Consider the following 16,304-nt stretch of genomic DNA (forward strand, 5'->3'; position numbering starts at 1 on the left):
GTTAAACAAATTTTAGCACTAACAGACCAAAAACCAACAGCAATACAACGTGTAGGGAAAAATGATAAGACGCACTGGATCTCTTTTCTTAAGGAGGTTAAATGAAAAAATACGACCTTATCTATTGTGATCCTCCGTGGGATTACAAAAATAAAGTTTCAAACGGTGCTGCTAAAAATCATTATCCAACAACTTCTCTCTTTAATTTAACCCATCTCCCTATTCATTCTATTGCATCTGATAACGCAGTTCTTGCCATGTGGTATACCGGTAATTTTGTACTCGAGGCTATTAAATTAGCCGAAGCGTGGGGCTTTAAAATCCGCACAATGAAAGCTTTTACATGGGTTAAGTTTAACCCTTTAGCATGGCAACGAATTGATAAGGCGATTCAAAACAGTGAGTTATTTGATTATCACGACCTGTTTGAACTATTAGATGCTGAAACAAAAATGAATGGGGGAAACTACACCAGAGCCAATAGTGAAGATGTTTTAATCGCTACTCGAGGCAATGGGTTACAGCGCATTAGTGCTAGCGTTAAACAAATCGTATTTAGTTGTTTAGGTGAGCATAGTGAAAAACCGTGGGAAGTAAAAAACCGTCTTGAACAGTTGTACGGTGATGTAAATCGCATTGAGCTATTCGCTCGTGACATGTCACAAGGTTGGGATGCATGGGGTAATCAATGTCCTAACAACAGTATCGAACTTATCAACTCTCATTTTATTTGTAAGGAATAAATATGCCTGATATCGCAGATGATGCTAATGACTTAACTGCTCTACAAATCAACACCGCATTAGCAAACAGAGAGCCACCAGCCAAAAGCTTAACAGGGTTTTGTATCTGGTGTCGTGAAGAGCCTGTAACAGAGAACAGCGCTTACTGCTCTAAAGAGTGTGGTGATGATTACGCTCAGTACAAAAGGAAAAACGGATAATGATTATTGTACTCACGTTATTGGCTGTGTACTTATGGCTTGCTGGATATCTATTTTCAGAGTCTAAGCACGAAAGCGACAATATAAAAGATATTGTGGTCAGACTGTTTTACTCCACAATCTGGCCTGTTGTTGGTGTGCTTTACCTATCGTCACTACTTGCTTATAAAACACTTGGCGAAGAATGACCGAGCGTTAATCTTTCTCTTTTATCCATTCATCCACCATATCAGCCCACTCTTGTAACATCTTCCTGCGCTGTTCAGCATATTCAGCTTTGTTGTAAACGGCTCTAACGCCATTTTGAACGTGTGCTAAACATTTCTCTATCCAATCTGAGTTATAACCTGCTTCGTGCAATAGCGTGCTTGCAGTACGTCGTAAATCGTGAACAGTAACCGGTTCGAACTCAATACCTTTTTCATTGATACGTTTTACGGTGCCATCAATCACGTTATTCAATGCAGCATTAGAAAGTGGCTTTTTAATATCATATCGACCAGGCATTAAGTAATTGCTTCCCATCGCACAAACTTTCATTCCTGTGAGGATATCCATTGCTTGGTCAGAGAGATAAATAACATGCTCTTTTCTCCCCTTCATTCGCCCTTTAGGGATCACCCATTGTCTATTTTTAAAGTCTATTTCATCCCATGTAGCGTGAATAAACTCAGACTTTCTAACTAATGTTAGCAAGACAAATTTAACGGCCAATTTTAAGGTTGGATAACAACTATAGTTTTCTAGTTCACGAAATAAGATACCGATTTCTTTCGGTGACATTGCCCTTTCGCGCGCTTGAAAAGTACCTATCGAAGATGCCTTTATTGCATCTGCTGGGTTAGTAATTTCATAACCTCTATCTATGGCATAAGTAAAAACAGAGCCAATAATCTCACGCACTTGTAATGCGGTCGCTTTTGCTCCCCTATCCTTTATCTTTTCACACAAAGCTCTAAGCCGTGGTGTAGTGATCTCTTCTAGTTGAAGCTTGCCGAATACAGGATAGATTTCTTTTTCAATAATTGCTTCTTTCATGGCCCTTGTAGAGTCGGCATATTGAGCATCACGAAGGAAATTGACGGTATAGTCTTTGAATACCGTCCCTATTTTTTTACTCTCAATACCGTCACGTTTCTTTGAAGCTGGCGATATACCTGCGTTTAGTAGCCTTTTCGCTTCAATTAATTCGGCTCTTGCTTCTGCAAGCGTGATACCGTCAGCACTGTATCGACCAAAAGTAACCGTTTCTCTCCTTCCATTAAAACGATAATCATATCTAAATGAAATAACACCACTTTTTGTCACTGCAACGTATAAACCATCTCGATCAGACACTTTATAAAGCTTGTCTTGTGGCTTTAAACTTCTTAGTTTTGTATCGGTCAGCATGCTATAACCTCAATGCTGATACCGTCAAATGACAGCAAATTTATGACGGTATCAGTGTCTTAATTTTATAATTTATATTTTGATACCGTCTCCTATACCGTCATTTTTTTCGGCTCTTGTCAACCATTAGCAACCATAGAAAACAAAAAAGCCACCAGTAACTTACTGATGGCTCTTGGTTTTTTAACCTTTATCAACTATTGCTGATAAACGTTATTTTATTCCCACTCAATCGTTGCTGGTGGTTTTCCGCTGATATCATAAACCACGCGAGAAATACCATTTACTTCATTGATAATGCGATTAGAAACACGGCCTAAGAAATCGTAAGGTAAGTGTGCCCAATGTGCAGTCATAAAGTCTACGGTTTCTACAGCACGTAATGAAACTACCCAATCGTATTTACGGCCATCGCCCATAACACCCACTGAACGGACAGGTAGGAATACTGTAAATGCTTGGCTGACTTTATTGTATAAATCGGCTTTATGTAGCTCTTCAATAAAGATAGCATCAGCACGACGTAGTAAATCACAATACTCTTTCTTGATTTCACCCAATACGCGCACCCCTAAACCTGGTCCTGGGAATGGATGACGGTATAGCATGTCGTAAGGTAAACCTAACTCAAGTCCGATTTTACGCACTTCATCTTTAAATAGTTCTTTTAATGGCTCCACTAAACCTAACTTCATATCTTCAGGTAAGCCACCTACGTTATGGTGTGATTTGATCACATGCGCTTTACCTGTTGCAGATGCGGCTGATTCAATCACATCAGGATAGATTGTGCCTTGTGCTAGCCATTTGACTTGCGGTAATTTAACCGCTTCTTCATCAAAGATTTCAATGAAGGTATGACCGATAATTTTGCGTTTTTTCTCCGGATCGTTTTCACCTTTTAGCGCAGTTAAGAAACGATCTTCGGCTTCAACATGGATAATATTGAGGTCAAATTTGCCTTTAAACATCGCCATAACTTGTTCGGCTTCGTTAAGGCGTAATAAGCCATTATCAACAAATACACAGGTTAAGCGTTTACCAATGGCACGATTTAATAATAATGCGGTAACAGAAGAGTCTACACCACCCGATAGCGCGAGAATAACGTGATCGTCGCCAATTTGTTGTTTTAAACGAGCAACAGTATCTTCAATAATCGCCGCGGATGTCCATAATGCGTCACAACCACAGATATCTAACACAAAGCGTTTTAAAATGGCTAAACCTTGATGGGTATGGGTAACTTCTGGGTGGAACTGTACACCATAGAAACGCTTCTCTTCATTTGCCATAATCGCAAATGGGCAAGTTTCAGTGCTAGCAATAGTGACAAAATCAGCGGGAATAGCCGTAACTTTATCACCGTGGCTCATCCATACATCTAATAAAGGTTTGCCATCTTCACTTACGGAGTCTTGAATATCACGGAACAGTTCGCAGGTTTCGCGGATCTCAACTTGTGAATAACCAAATTCACGCTCACCTGAGACTTCAACATCACCGCCTAATTGCATAGACATAGTTTGCATGCCATAGCAGATACCTAATACCGGCACACCCGCATTAAAGACGTATTCCGGAGCGCGTGGGCTATTGTCTTCTGTAGTACTTTCAGGGCCACCAGACAGAATAATACCATTGGGGTTAAATTCACGAATTTGTTCTTCGGTAACATCCCATGCCCAGAGTTCACAATAAACGCCGATTTCGCGAATACGGCGAGCAATAAGTTGTGTATATTGCGAACCGAAATCAAGGATAAGAATGCGATGATTATGGATATTTGCTGTCATTTGTGGTGAATTCCAAAACAAATAAAAAGTCATTAAATTGAAAGGCTTGTTAACATTTTCTGTTTTCAAGCCTTTCTCGAATAATTACATACCTAAACGATAGTTAGGCGATTCTTTCGTGATAGTCACATCATGAACATGGCTTTCCTGAATACCCGCACCACTGATGCGAACAAATTCAGCTTTGGTATTTAATTCTTTGATGGTTGCACAGCCTGTTAAGCCCATACATGAACGTAAGCCACCCATTTGTTGGTGAACGATATTTTTCAGTAAGCCTTTATATGCCACACGACCTTCAATACCTTCTGGTACTAATTTGTCTGCTGCATTATCAGTTTGGAAATAACGATCTGATGAACCTTTAGACATTGCGCCTAAAGAGCCCATACCACGATAAGATTTATAAGAGCGACCTTGGAATAGCTCGATTTCACCCGGAGATTCTTCTGTACCTGCAAACATAGAGCCAACCATTACACATGCTGCTCCAGCGGCTAATGCTTTAGCAATATCACCAGAGAAACGAATACCACCATCAGCAATCACCGGAATATTGCGATCTTTCAGTGCTTCAACAGCATCAGCAATCGCAGTGATTTGTGGAACCCCAACACCTGTTACGATACGAGTGGTACAAATAGAGCCAGGGCCAATACCCACTTTAACAGCACTCACACCTGCATCCGCCAGCGCTAAAGCCCCTTCTGCGGTTGCCACATTCCCCCCAATAATAGGTAAGTTTGGATATAAAGCGCGAGTTTCACGAATACGCTGTAATACCCCTTCGGAATGACCATGTGAGGAGTCGATAAGAAGAACATCAACACCAGCTGCCACTAATGCGGCGATACGCTCTTCGTTACCTGCACCAGCGCCAACCGCAGCACCTACACGTAAACGACCATGCTCATCTTTACATGCATTAGGCTTGCGTTCTGCTTTTTTGAAATCTTTAACGGTGATCATGCCTTTTAAGTGGAAATGATCATCGACTACTAAGGCTTTTTCTACACGCTTCTCATGCATTTTTTGCATAACAACATCACGTGCTTCACCTTCTTTAACGGTAACTAAACGCTCTTTTGGCGTCATTACCGCAGTGACAGGTTGGTCTAAATCAGTGACAAAGCGAACATCACGACCAGTAATAATACCCACTAATTCATTATCTTTAGTCACTACCGGATAGCCAGCAAAACCATTACGCTCTGTCATTGCTTGGACTTCGCGTAAAGAAGTTTCTGGTGTTACCGTGATAGGATCCGTCACAACACCGCTTTCATGTTTTTTAACACGACGAACTTCTTCAGCTTGGCGTTCGATAGGCATGTTTTTGTGGATAAAACCAATTCCACCTTCTTGAGCTAATGCAATAGCTAAAGATGCTTCAGTCACAGTATCCATTGCAGCAGAAAGCATAGGCACATTTAAGCGAATTGTTTCAGTCAGTTGAGTAGATAAATCAGCAGTATTAGGAAGGACAGTCGAGTGTGCAGGAACTAACAAAACATCATCAAATGTAAGTGCTTCTTTTTTAATTCGTAACATAGCAATATCTCACCAAGGCGGCTTTTAAGAAATGGAAAATATTGCCGCGGCATTATACACACCGTAATCGGTTGCTTCTAGCTTTTTTTGAAAATTTTTATTGATCCTCTGGCTAACTTAGGTAGTATCAGTCAATTAAGTCTTTGTTTTAAAATTTGATCTGGCTCACATGACTCTACCGATAAACAATAATATTTTTACTGTTAGCCGTCTAAATAAGACCGTTCGCCAGTTATTAGAAATGGAAATGGGTCGCATTTGGATCAGTGCTGAAATTTCCAATTTTACTCAACCTGCTTCTGGTCATTGGTATTTCACGTTAAAAGATACCCATGCTCAAATTAGAGCGGCGATGTTTCGCGGTCAAAACACAAAAGTCACTTTTCGCCCTCAACATGGTCAGCAAGTATTAGTACGTGCGACTATCACACTGTACGAACCCCGTGGTGATTACCAACTGATTGTCGAAAGTATGCAACCGGCGGGTGATGGATTATTACAGCAGCAATTTGAGCTTTTAAAACAAAAACTAAGCGCTGAAGGTTTATTTGATGCTCTTCATAAAAAACCACTACCAACACCTGCTAAACAAATTGGGGTGATCACCTCCTCAACTGGCGCAGCCTTACACGATATTTTAAATATTTTACGTCGTCGTGATCCCTCATTACCTATCATTATTTATCCCACAGCCGTTCAAGGTGCGGAAGCACCAATGCAGATAGTCCATGCCATTGAGCTGGCTAACCGTCGTAAAGAATGTGATGTGCTAATTGTCGGCCGAGGCGGCGGCTCATTGGAAGATCTCTGGGCATTTAACGATGAGCGCGTAGCCCGTGCTATTTTTGCTAGTGATATTCCTATTGTCAGTGCCGTGGGTCATGAAACCGATGTGACTATTGCTGATTTTATTGCCGATCTTAGAGCGCCAACCCCTTCTGCCGCCGCAGAGCTAATTAGTCGCAACAAACTTGAGCTATTACGCCAATTGCAATCACAGCAACAACGTCTTGAAATGGCGATGGATTATTATCTAGCAAAAAAATTACGCGCACTAACACAACTTCATCATCGCTTACAACAACAGCATCCACACTTACGCCTTGCTCGCCAACAAAATGTATTGGCTACAACTAAACAGCGTTTAGTGACCAGTTTTCAGCGCCTCTTACAAACAAAACAGAATCAACATACTCAGCTACAAAAACGCCTTAATTACCAAGAGCCAAGCCCTCAAATACAAGCACTACTGCGCCAACAACAACAGTTAATTTATCGTATGAGAGAAAGTATTTCACAACAGCTTGCTCGTCAACGTGAACAATTTGCAATTAGCTGTTCACGTTTAGAAAGTGTGAGTCCTCTCGCAACCCTTTCTCGTGGTTACAGTATTAGTGAAGTTGCTTCAGGTGACGTACTGAAAAATACGAAACAAGTTAAAAAAGGTGATACGCTAAAAACGCGTGTTGAAGATGGCTGGATCACCAGTGAAGTGATAAATACACAAAAAATACCTGCTAAACGTAAACCAGCCCCCAAGAGTAAGTCATCCATTTAAACCATACATGGCAACCATAACAACGGCATCTTAATGATGCCGTTTGTGTTACTTGGTAACGATGGATAGCAGAAAACGCTTTCGCCCTGCTTTCAGGGTATATTATCGTTTATATTAAAAACGAATTTCTCCACCAAACAGGAAACTTCTGCCTCTAGCCGTTTGTTTATTTTGTCCCTGTTCATCCATAATTGGCGCTGAATTACTTCTATCAAGTGCATTTGAATAATTTTTATTCATGAGATTATGTACCGCAAATTTTAATGACACATTTTTATTCATTTGATAGTTAGCGTACGCGTTGATCACGGTAGGGATTTTTTCTTGTTCGACCATGGGAATAGTGCCTGTATCAAAATCAAACCCTTCAGCTGAAGCTTTACGACTTTTACCGGTAATTTGAATGATGGTGCCTAATTCGAGAGATCGGTCATCGAATAACCTCACACCAGCATCAATCGTTGCGTAGTATTTGGGAAGTTCTGATGCAGGACTTTGCCCAAAATCCCCCATCGCAAGAGAAGTGGGTTGTGAGGTGCGCTCATTGCTATAAGAAAGCGTGGTATAGAATACATCAGCATCATAGTTTACTTGTAGTTCATAACCTCTCATCGTCACAGGATCAAGGCTATTTGTGTATAAATAGATATTTCCATCGTATTCCATGCCACTGTAGTCATCGTCAGTAAAAGTGCCATCGATTTTACAGCGTTTACCCCCTTTACAAACATTATAAGAATCACTGGAAATATAGTTTTTAACTTTAGTATGATACCAAAGTGCTTTTAAGCGAAAGCTGTCTCCGGCAACAATTAAATCAGGGCGATAACTATTAAAACCTATTTGGAAAGTATCCGCTTTCTCGCTTCTTAAAAAGGGGTTCATCGATGCCCCACCTTCATTAGCAAAGAAAATTTCCTGTGGGTTTGGTGCCCTTGTCGTATGGGCATAACTGATAAATGGTTCAAATTCAGGGATAATTTGTGCAGAAAAGAGTGCTCCCGGCTCCCACGCTTTTTCGTGGCGATTAACATTCATCGCACCTTCAGGGAAACACGCTGCTTTGGGATCACAAGCGGGTTTATATCCTTTAATATGATAATCCGTATAGTTTAAATTTAATGCGAGGGTATAAATATCGTATTCAAATTTTATTTGTGAAAAAAGACTGCTGATGTCGTTTTTTCCTTGCGGAGCAAATACATTGTATTCAATCATATTTTGTGATTGCCATGGGTCGCTCGAAGGAGCTGTCACTTCTCGATTATAATCAATCGACATCAGTTTAGTACCTAATGTTAGTGCCATATCCAGCTCATGATAATTAAATCGACTGGTATTTTTAGCGACAAGTGCATTGGAAATATTTTTCGCATGTCCATTGCGTAATGACATTAAAGAGTCACCGGCAAATTTTTGTGAAGCTTGGCTTCTACTCAATAATATTTCACTATCAAAAAGATCGTTTAGCGGGGTATAACGATATTTAGCATAATAATCTTGGCTCTCTATGGTTCTTCGATTAAATTTATTATTATAAAACCGACCACTTAATTCTATTTCATGAGAATCATTGGGTTTAAACGATATTTTTGCTAATTCAGAATGTGGCTTTTGGTTAAAGTCTTTAGTGGTTGCAAACTCATGACTATTAAAACCTGCCCCATTTTTATAAGAAGATTCAATATTATGTCCACTTATGGCAAACATAGCGCCAATATAACCATCATGATTAAATATCGGCTGTTTTCCTGCAATCGCAACCATACCGTTATAACCTAATCCATTAGTCCCTCGAGCCGCTTTACTTCTTATTCCCCAACGATGATTAGAAAATAAAACATCATCAATACCTATTGTTTTAAAATTAGCACTCCCCGCTAACGCATTAATACTATTTTCACCATCTTGTTGACCACGAGAAATATCAATTTGCACAATAAAGTTAGGATCGATCATGCTATTAAACTGGTTGTATGGTTGTCCACCATGCGCATATTGGCTAGGTGACGTGCTATACATCGTTTGTGTCACCCCATCAATCATCATATTGACTCGACCAAAACCACTTAATCCCCGGATATTAACCCCAACACCCGGCTGACTGGCATCCATTTGGGTGTAAGTTCCCGGTGTAGATCGTAATGCTTGTTCTACCGAGCTAAGATTATTGATTTCACCAATAGCGCTATAAGCCCCCGGCTTAGATAACGCTTTTTGCTCTGGTGTTTGTTTTTGTGCCGATGAGACTTTTAAACTACTAAATTGAACTGTTTTTTCCGTTTCAGCCGCAAACACCAGAGAATGAATACCAGAAAATAGAATACAAGAGCCAAGTATTTTCCTTGTTAATTGAGTTTTCATAATAAACCTATTCTTTGTTTTATTTAAATAGGCTCACTTTGCTTTCTATAAGCTAAAAGTTATTTAATTTAATAAATAACGATATTGTTATTATTGTTTTATAAGATAAAAATTAATAGCATTAACCCTGTCTCTCATTAAAGAGAGACAGGTTAATCATTAAAAATTTAAAAGGCTTGGTTTAATTACTTGATATTTTGTGTCTTAAAATAAATATCAGGCTGCTCTAACATTAAAATAAAGGCATATTCTCTCGCAGTATCACGTAGACGATTAAAACGACCGGATTTACCTCCATGTCCTGCACTCATATCGGTTTCAAGCAGAAGTAAATTATTATCTGTTTTTAATTCACGTAATTTAGCCACCCATTTTGCCGGCTCCCAATATTGAACTTGAGAATCATGTAAACCTGTAGTGACCAATAAATGAGGATAGGCTTTGGCCTCAACATTATCGTAAGGGCTATAAGATTTTAAGCGGAAATAAACATCTTTATCTGCAGGATCACCCCACTCTTCATATTCACCTGTTGTTAGCGGAATAGAAGCATCCAGCATGGTTGTCAAAACATCGACAAATGGTACCTGAGCCACAACACCACGGTAGAGTTCAGGTGCCATATTGATAACGGCTCCCATAAGTAATCCACCAGCACTACCGCCCATCGCGTAGACATGTTTGGGTGCACCATAACCTTGGTTAATAAGGTATTTTGTGGCATCGATAAAGTCAGTAAAGGAGTTGACTTTATGCTCCATTTTCCCTTGGTTATACCAGCGTTTGCCTAATTCACCACCACCTCTAACATGGACAATGGCATATACAAAACCTCTATCTAATAAACTTAAACGGGCAGAGCTAAACGAGGGGTCGATACTGCTGCCGTAAGAGCCATAACCGTAAATTAAGATTGGATTTTCGCCTTTCTTAAATAAGTCTTTACGATAAACCAGCGATACAGGCACCTCGACACCATCTTGTGCTTTTACCCAAATACGTTCACTTTCATACAAATCATGCTTAAAGCCTTTCACTTCCTGCTGTTTAAGCAATTGTTTTTCTTTGGTTTGCATATTCCATTGATAGGTAGAAGAAGGCGTAGTCATTGAGGTATAACCAAAACGTAACTCTTCACTATCAGCTTGTGGATTGACACTTAGCCATGCCATATAGACAGGATCATCAAAAATAATATTTGTTGATTGTCCTGTTTTCCAATCAATTTGGCGTAATGACACTAAACCTTGTTTGCGCTCTTCAAGCACTAACCAACGATTAAACAGTTCGAAGCTTTCCAAGTCTACTTCTGGCTGAGGAGCAATTACGGTTTGCCAAGGTGCATCGATAGAGGCCGTTTTATAAAGACCATATAGCTCACTTTCATGATTAGAGCGAATATAAAATTCACCTTTAAAATGATCGATATAATATTCTCGCCCTTCTTGGCGAGGAGAAAAAACCACCATGGGTTTTTCTGGTGCATTGGCATCAATTAAACGATATTCAGAAGTTGTAGAGCTTGCAATAGTGACTAGAATATAATCTTCTGATTTGCTTTTCTCCATCCAGGTATAAAAACGATCATCATTCTCTTCAAAGATTTTCACGTCTTGTTTTCTATCACTACCGTATTGATGGCGATAAATTTGGTATGGCAATAAAGTTTGCGGATCTTTATCTACATAGAACAGTGTTTGGCTATCATTTGCCCATACTAAATTCGCTGAAATATTGGTTAAAACATTCTCTTGCCATGTTTTGTCTGTCAGATCTTTATAAGCAACTGTATAGTTGCGACGTCCTTCTTTATCTTCAGCAATAGCAATACGTTTGTTATCTGGACTAATGGCTAAATCACCTAATTGATAAAACTCATGTCCTTTAGCTCGTTCATTACCATCAACAAGAATTTCCCATTCTCCATCACTTCCTATTGGTTTACGTTGATAAATAGGAAAGTCTTTACCTTCTTGGTAAATGGTTTGGTAAGTATAGCCATTATAGTCATAAGGCACTGAGGCATCATTTTGTGCCATACGCTCAACCATCTCATTATAGAGCGTATTTTCTAGTGTTTTGCCCGCTGCCATTACTGACTCAGTATAAGCATTTTCAGCCTTAAGATAGTCAATAACTTGTTTATCTTTGCGTGCATCATCCCTAAGCCAATAATAATTATCAGTACGAGTGTCACCATGTTCTGTCATCACATGGGGGATTTTATTCGCTTTCGGTGGCATCATAATAACGTCCTTCTCTGTTTGAGCCATTGTCGGTGTTGCGGTGATCAAGATTGCCATCATGGCACCTGTTAATCCCTGCGTCACCGTTTTTCTTGTCGCGGATAACATGTTTAATTCCTTGTTATGTTAGGATTATAAAGTCAATGTGGAAAATTCAATTGCCATTTCAATTGTTATTTGACCATTAAAAAGCAGTTCTTCTGGGGGCTTTGGTAATGGCTGAGCACGCTTAATAACACTTTGTGCCTCTTTATCTAGTGAGCGGACACCACTGCTATTAATCAATTCGCAGGCTATGACATAACCTTGTCCATCAACAATAAAACGCACTTTAGGTGCTCCCGTACGCCCTTTTCTTTTCGCTTCTTCAGGATAAGCTTTATAACGATTTAAATGACCTTTGGCTTTAGCTTGCCATAATGCCAAGGCATCTGCTTCTTTATTTGCATCACTATCATAATTTGCAGAAACATCGTTAGCCTGTTGTTTCGCAACAGAATGGCTTGTTGAGGGCGCGGATAGGCTCGATACATTTTCACTGACAATAGGTGAAGGTTTGGTTGGTGCAATTGAAGGGGCAACCTTAACTGAAGTCTGGTTTTGTAGCACTTTTTTCGGCTTTTCAAGCAAAATATCTGCATTTTCATTAATAATAAGATTGGGTTGTTTCTCCGCAATCTCTTGTTGCTGTTTTTTTTGGCTGGCGACAGCCATTTGCTGATCAACACCGACAATCTGTTTTTCTTTATTCACCGCTTGGACGTTTTCACTTAAGCTAAGCATAACAGCCGGTGCAGGTTGATGGATTATCACCGGGCGTTGTTGCGTGATATAGAAATAACTAATGACTAAAGTAAAATGAAATACTATTGATAAAATAAAGCCCGAATATCGACAAGGCTGTAATTGCGCCATTTGGTTAACGGAAGAAGAGATCAACATATGCGTATTATCAATAATCAAGGATGGGCTGCAGGAGTTATCCACAAATAATCGGCATGTTCAAAGGTAATATCGCTACCTTCTTCTGCCATAATAAGTACCGTGACTGTTTCATTAGGGGCTAAATCTTTAATATGTAAAGGTACACCCATTAATTTAGTGGCATGAAATGAGCCGGCAATCAACAGTGCGGGCATAGGGGCATTTAATAAACTTTTTGCCATTGCACGATCACGCAGTTGTTGGATCACGGTCATTTTTTCAATTTGTGTTTTATCAAGTGCACCACCATGAGAAAGCTCAATAGTTTTACTAATAAGCTGACGAACAGCAGGTTGCGTTGAATATTCACCTTCAATATTAGGTGGATTTTTATATGCATTTGTAATATCACTGCGATCGATATTAGCAGCTAACAATGGATAATCTGCTTGTAGCCCTTCTTTAATCAGATTGCCATACCCTTTCCAAGACCAGCCTTTATTCCAATTAAGTACAGACATTAAACGTTCATCACGTAAATATTGTGAGCTAGAGTAACGTTTTTTCGTATTATCAACTAAATTTTGCTGATCTGGCGTCAACATCTCTAATAAAACCGCACCTTGAGGACGTTTATTGGGAAGTTGTGTCATTAACCAATACTCAATCTCATGGTGATATTGATTGTCATGTTTTTCGCCAACAATCACCCGCGATTGGCTGGCTAATTGAGTTAATAGCGCATTAGCTGTGATTGTCTTTCCTGTACGCGTATCAATAATATTGGCTGATGTAATAATAGCGGGAGTTGTACTAGGTACGGTGTTTTTTTCTACTGTACTACATGCGCAGACAGTAATAAGTGAAACTAATAACAAGAACCATTTAGATATTGAAAAAAACATATTAACCTTATAGTTATATTTACTTATTTTTAATATAGGCTTAGATTAATATTAATAAGAATAATTATCAATATCATTGTTATAATTATTTGTATTTAATGTTGACGGATTGATACCGTAAAATAAAAACGCCTTTTATTAAAAAAGGCGCTTTGCTTAAAGTGGCTATTTTAATCAGTTTAGCGATTAGCGTTGAGATTGTGTTTGTGCTTCAACCACAGCTAATGCCACCATATTAACAATGCGGCGAACAGATGCAATTGGCGTTAAAATATGGGCAGGCTTAGCAACTCCCATTAACACTGGACCTACCGTTACCCCATCGGAGCTAGTGACACGTAATAAGTTATAGCTAATGCGCGCCGCTTCCATTGTTGGCATCACTAACAGATTAGCTGAACCTTTTAGTGGGCTGTCTGGCATAATATCGCGACGAATTGACTCAACTAAAGCAGCATCAGCATGCATTTCACCATCAATTTCTAATTCTGGGGCGCGTTGTTTAATAAGCTCTAACGCTTTTCTTAATTTTATGGATGATGGGCTGTCAAAAGAGCCAAAACTTGAGCGGGATACTAATGCTGCTTTTGGCTCAATACCAAAGCGACGAATAGTATCTGCCGCCATTATAGTGATATCAGCAAGTTGCTCAGCGGTAGGATCTTCATTTACATAGGTATCAGTAATAAAGGTGTTACCACTAGGCAGTAATAGTGCATTCATCGCCCCTGCAGTATTAGATCCTTCACGTAAACCAAAAACATTTTTATATATTTCAAAATGTTCCGAATAACTTCCCACGGTTCCACAGATCAAGCCGTCTGCTTCCCCTCTACGTACCATAATTGCGCCAATCAGTGTTGGATTACCAATAACGGCTCGACGAGCTTGTTCTTGCGAAACACCACGACGTTTCATTATTTGAAAATATTCTTGCCAATATTCTTTAAAACGCGGATCGTTTTCATTGTTTACAACTTCAAAATCTCTACCCGCTTGAATATGTAAGCCTAATTTCTGAATACGCATTTCAATCACACTAGGACGACCAATTAGGATCGGCTCAGCAAGTCCTAAAGTGACTAATTCTTGAGTCGCATGCAGAACGCGGTTATCTTCCCCTTCCGCCAATACAATGCGTTTTTTCTCTTTTTTCGCTTGAGCAAAGATAGGTTTCATAAATAAATTCGTTTTATAAACGAATTCATTGAGGTGTTCGATATAAGCGGCGAAATCTTCAATTGGACGGGTTGCCACACCTGAATCCATTGCAGCTTTTGCAACGGCAGGCGCAATTTTAACAATTAAACGTGGATCAAAAGGTTTTGGAATAATGTATTCTGGGCCAAATGACAGTTCTTGATCGCCATATGCGCTAGCAACCTCTTCATTTTGTTCTGCCAGTGCCAATTCAGCAATTGCATGTACACAGGCAAGTTTCATCTCTTCATTGATAGCGGTTGCCCCCACATCCAGCGCACCACGGAAAATGAACGGGAAACAGAGAACATTATTGACCTGATTAGGAAAATCAGAGCGTCCGGTACAAATAATCGCATCTGATCGTACCGCTTTGACTAACGGTGGTAAAATTTCTGGCTCCGGATTTGCTAGCGCAAGGATCAGCGGGTCGCGTGCCATTTTTTTCACCATCTCTTGGGTCAGTACCCCCGGCCCTGAGCACCCTAAGAAAATATCGGCATCGTTGATCACATCATCAAGTGTGCGGCTGCCGTTATCTTTAATCGCATAAGCCGCTTTAGTTTCTGCCATATTGGCTTCACGGCCTTGATAAATAACCCCTTTTGAGTCACAAACAACAATATTTTCACGCTTTAACCCTAAAGCGACAAGAAGGTTCATACACGCGATAGAAGCAGCACCGGCACCTGAAACCACTAAGCGAACTTTATCAATATTTTTACGAACAATACGTAACCCGTTGATAATAGCGGCCGTAGAAATAATTGCCGTACCATGCTGATCATCATGAAAGACAGGAATATTCATTCTCTCACGCAGTTTTTGTTCAATATAGAAGCATTCCGGTGCTTTAATATCTTCTAAATTGATCCCACCAAAAGTCGGTTCCAATGAAGCGATAATATCCACCAATTTATCAGGATCGGTTTCATTCACTTCAATATCAAATACATCAATGCCGGAGAATTTTTTAAATAATACGCCTTTACCTTCCATCACAGGTTTACCTGCTAAGGCGCCAATATTACCGAGTCCTAAAACAGCCGTACCATTAGAGATAACGGCAACCAAGTTACCTTTCGCTGTAAAGCGATACGCAGCTAAAGGATTAGCCGCAATTTCAAGGCAAGGAGCCGCAACACCCGGTGAATAAGCTAATGCTAAGTCACGTTGTGTTATTAGAGGTTTAGTTGGTGTCACTGTGATTTTGCCAGGATTAGGGAATTCATGAAAATCCAATGCACTTTGTTGTAGTTTGTCTTCCATCTTCATATCCTTTGTATCAATAGGGTAAGGGCTTGGTTAGTATAATGGTAATAGCTCGTTAAATCATGATGGTATCGACACTTTTTTCAAATTAGTTCATCTCATTTATTATAAACTTCTCATACCTATTTCTGGGTATATTATTAACCCAGTTTA

Annotated in this window: 12 protein-coding genes and 1 pseudogene; 5 read left to right on the top strand and 8 right to left on the bottom strand. The window is 39.7% G+C overall.

Annotated features, from left to right (window positions below; all coding sequences use genetic code 11):
* From HMPREF0693_RS19405 to HMPREF0693_RS03090, 4 genes and pseudogenes are all read left to right on the top strand, one after another.
* A pseudogene (locus tag HMPREF0693_RS19405) lies at positions 1-105 on the top strand (SAM-dependent methyltransferase); the annotation flags it as partial.
* Positions 102-743 (top strand): MT-A70 family methyltransferase, encoded by a 642-nt coding sequence (locus HMPREF0693_RS03080; RefSeq protein ID WP_004243384.1) that lies wholly within the window; start codon positions 102-104, stop codon positions 741-743. The pseudogene HMPREF0693_RS19405 and the gene HMPREF0693_RS03080, both read left to right, overlap by 4 nt.
* 2 nt (positions 744-745) lie before the next feature.
* Positions 746-943, top strand: coding sequence for a hypothetical protein (locus HMPREF0693_RS03085; RefSeq protein WP_004243387.1), 198 nt, complete (start codon positions 746-748; stop codon positions 941-943).
* A complete protein-coding gene (locus HMPREF0693_RS03090; RefSeq protein WP_004243388.1) occupies positions 943-1,131 on the top strand; it encodes a hypothetical protein in 189 nt (62 codons plus the stop codon). The genes HMPREF0693_RS03085 and HMPREF0693_RS03090 overlap by 1 nt, the downstream gene beginning before the upstream one ends.
* A gap of 7 nt (positions 1,132-1,138) precedes the next feature.
* On the opposite strand, the gene HMPREF0693_RS03095 is transcribed toward HMPREF0693_RS03090, so the two are convergent.
* From HMPREF0693_RS03095 to guaB, 3 genes are all read right to left on the bottom strand, one after another.
* Complete coding sequence (locus HMPREF0693_RS03095; protein ID WP_004243389.1) at positions 1,139-2,335, bottom strand: tyrosine-type recombinase/integrase; 1,197 nt, start codon at positions 2,333-2,335, stop codon at positions 1,139-1,141.
* Positions 2,336-2,553: 218 nt separating this feature from the next.
* A complete protein-coding gene (gene guaA / locus HMPREF0693_RS03100) occupies positions 2,554-4,131 on the bottom strand; it encodes a glutamine-hydrolyzing GMP synthase (protein ID WP_004250844.1) in 1,578 nt (525 codons plus the stop codon).
* A gap of 84 nt (positions 4,132-4,215) precedes the next feature.
* Positions 4,216-5,682, bottom strand: coding sequence for an IMP dehydrogenase (gene guaB / locus HMPREF0693_RS03105; RefSeq protein WP_004243391.1), 1,467 nt, complete (start codon positions 5,680-5,682; stop codon positions 4,216-4,218).
* A gap of 169 nt (positions 5,683-5,851) precedes the next feature.
* Here guaB and xseA point away from each other — a divergent pair, with 169 nt between their 5' ends.
* Positions 5,852-7,240, top strand: a complete 1,389-nt coding sequence (gene xseA, locus HMPREF0693_RS03110; RefSeq protein WP_004243392.1) for an exodeoxyribonuclease VII large subunit — start codon at positions 5,852-5,854, stop codon at positions 7,238-7,240.
* Between the two features lie 114 nt (positions 7,241-7,354).
* Here the strand turns inward: xseA and HMPREF0693_RS03115 are convergent, their stop codons facing one another.
* The 5 genes from HMPREF0693_RS03115 to maeB form a co-directional block, all read right to left on the bottom strand.
* Positions 7,355-9,604, bottom strand: coding sequence for a TonB-dependent receptor domain-containing protein (locus HMPREF0693_RS03115; protein WP_004243393.1), 2,250 nt, complete (start codon positions 9,602-9,604; stop codon positions 7,355-7,357).
* 185 nt (positions 9,605-9,789) lie between these two features.
* A complete protein-coding gene (locus HMPREF0693_RS03120) occupies positions 9,790-11,958 on the bottom strand; it encodes a S9 family peptidase (protein ID WP_004243395.1) in 2,169 nt (722 codons plus the stop codon).
* A 24-nt stretch (positions 11,959-11,982) separates the two neighbouring features.
* Positions 11,983-12,837, bottom strand: a complete 855-nt coding sequence (locus HMPREF0693_RS03125) for a TonB family protein (protein WP_223304308.1) — start codon at positions 12,835-12,837, stop codon at positions 11,983-11,985.
* Complete coding sequence (locus tag HMPREF0693_RS03130; protein ID WP_004243399.1) at positions 12,810-13,679, bottom strand: ChaN family lipoprotein; 870 nt, start codon at positions 13,677-13,679, stop codon at positions 12,810-12,812. Before HMPREF0693_RS03130 ends, HMPREF0693_RS03125 begins: the two co-directional genes overlap by 28 nt.
* Positions 13,680-13,865: 186 nt before the next feature.
* A complete protein-coding gene (gene maeB / locus HMPREF0693_RS03135; RefSeq protein ID WP_036932158.1) occupies positions 13,866-16,148 on the bottom strand; it encodes an NADP-dependent oxaloacetate-decarboxylating malate dehydrogenase in 2,283 nt (760 codons plus the stop codon).
* Positions 16,149-16,304: the final 156 nt, after the last annotated feature.

This window comes from Proteus mirabilis ATCC 29906, assembly GCF_000160755.1.
GTDB lineage: Bacteria > Pseudomonadota > Gammaproteobacteria > Enterobacterales > Enterobacteriaceae > Proteus > Proteus mirabilis.

Coding starts and splice junctions, on each gene's coding strand:
- HMPREF0693_RS03080 (WP_004243384.1), top strand. CDS start 102: ATGAAAAAATACGACCTTATCTATTGTGATCCTCCGTGGGATTACAAA.
- HMPREF0693_RS03085 (WP_004243387.1), top strand. CDS start 746: ATGCCTGATATCGCAGATGATGCTAATGACTTAACTGCTCTACAAATC.
- HMPREF0693_RS03090 (WP_004243388.1), top strand. CDS start 943: ATGATTATTGTACTCACGTTATTGGCTGTGTACTTATGGCTTGCTGGA.
- HMPREF0693_RS03095 (WP_004243389.1), bottom strand. CDS start 2,335: ATGCTGACCGATACAAAACTAAGAAGTTTAAAGCCACAAGACAAGCTT.
- guaA (WP_004250844.1), bottom strand. CDS start 4,131: ATGACAGCAAATATCCATAATCATCGCATTCTTATCCTTGATTTCGGT.
- guaB (WP_004243391.1), bottom strand. CDS start 5,682: ATGTTACGAATTAAAAAAGAAGCACTTACATTTGATGATGTTTTGTTA.
- xseA (WP_004243392.1), top strand. CDS start 5,852: ATGACTCTACCGATAAACAATAATATTTTTACTGTTAGCCGTCTAAAT.
- HMPREF0693_RS03115 (WP_004243393.1), bottom strand. CDS start 9,604: ATGAAAACTCAATTAACAAGGAAAATACTTGGCTCTTGTATTCTATTT.
- HMPREF0693_RS03120 (WP_004243395.1), bottom strand. CDS start 11,958: ATGTTATCCGCGACAAGAAAAACGGTGACGCAGGGATTAACAGGTGCC.
- HMPREF0693_RS03130 (WP_004243399.1), bottom strand. CDS start 13,679: ATGTTTTTTTCAATATCTAAATGGTTCTTGTTATTAGTTTCACTTATT.
- maeB (WP_036932158.1), bottom strand. CDS start 16,148: ATGGAAGACAAACTACAACAAAGTGCATTGGATTTTCATGAATTCCCT.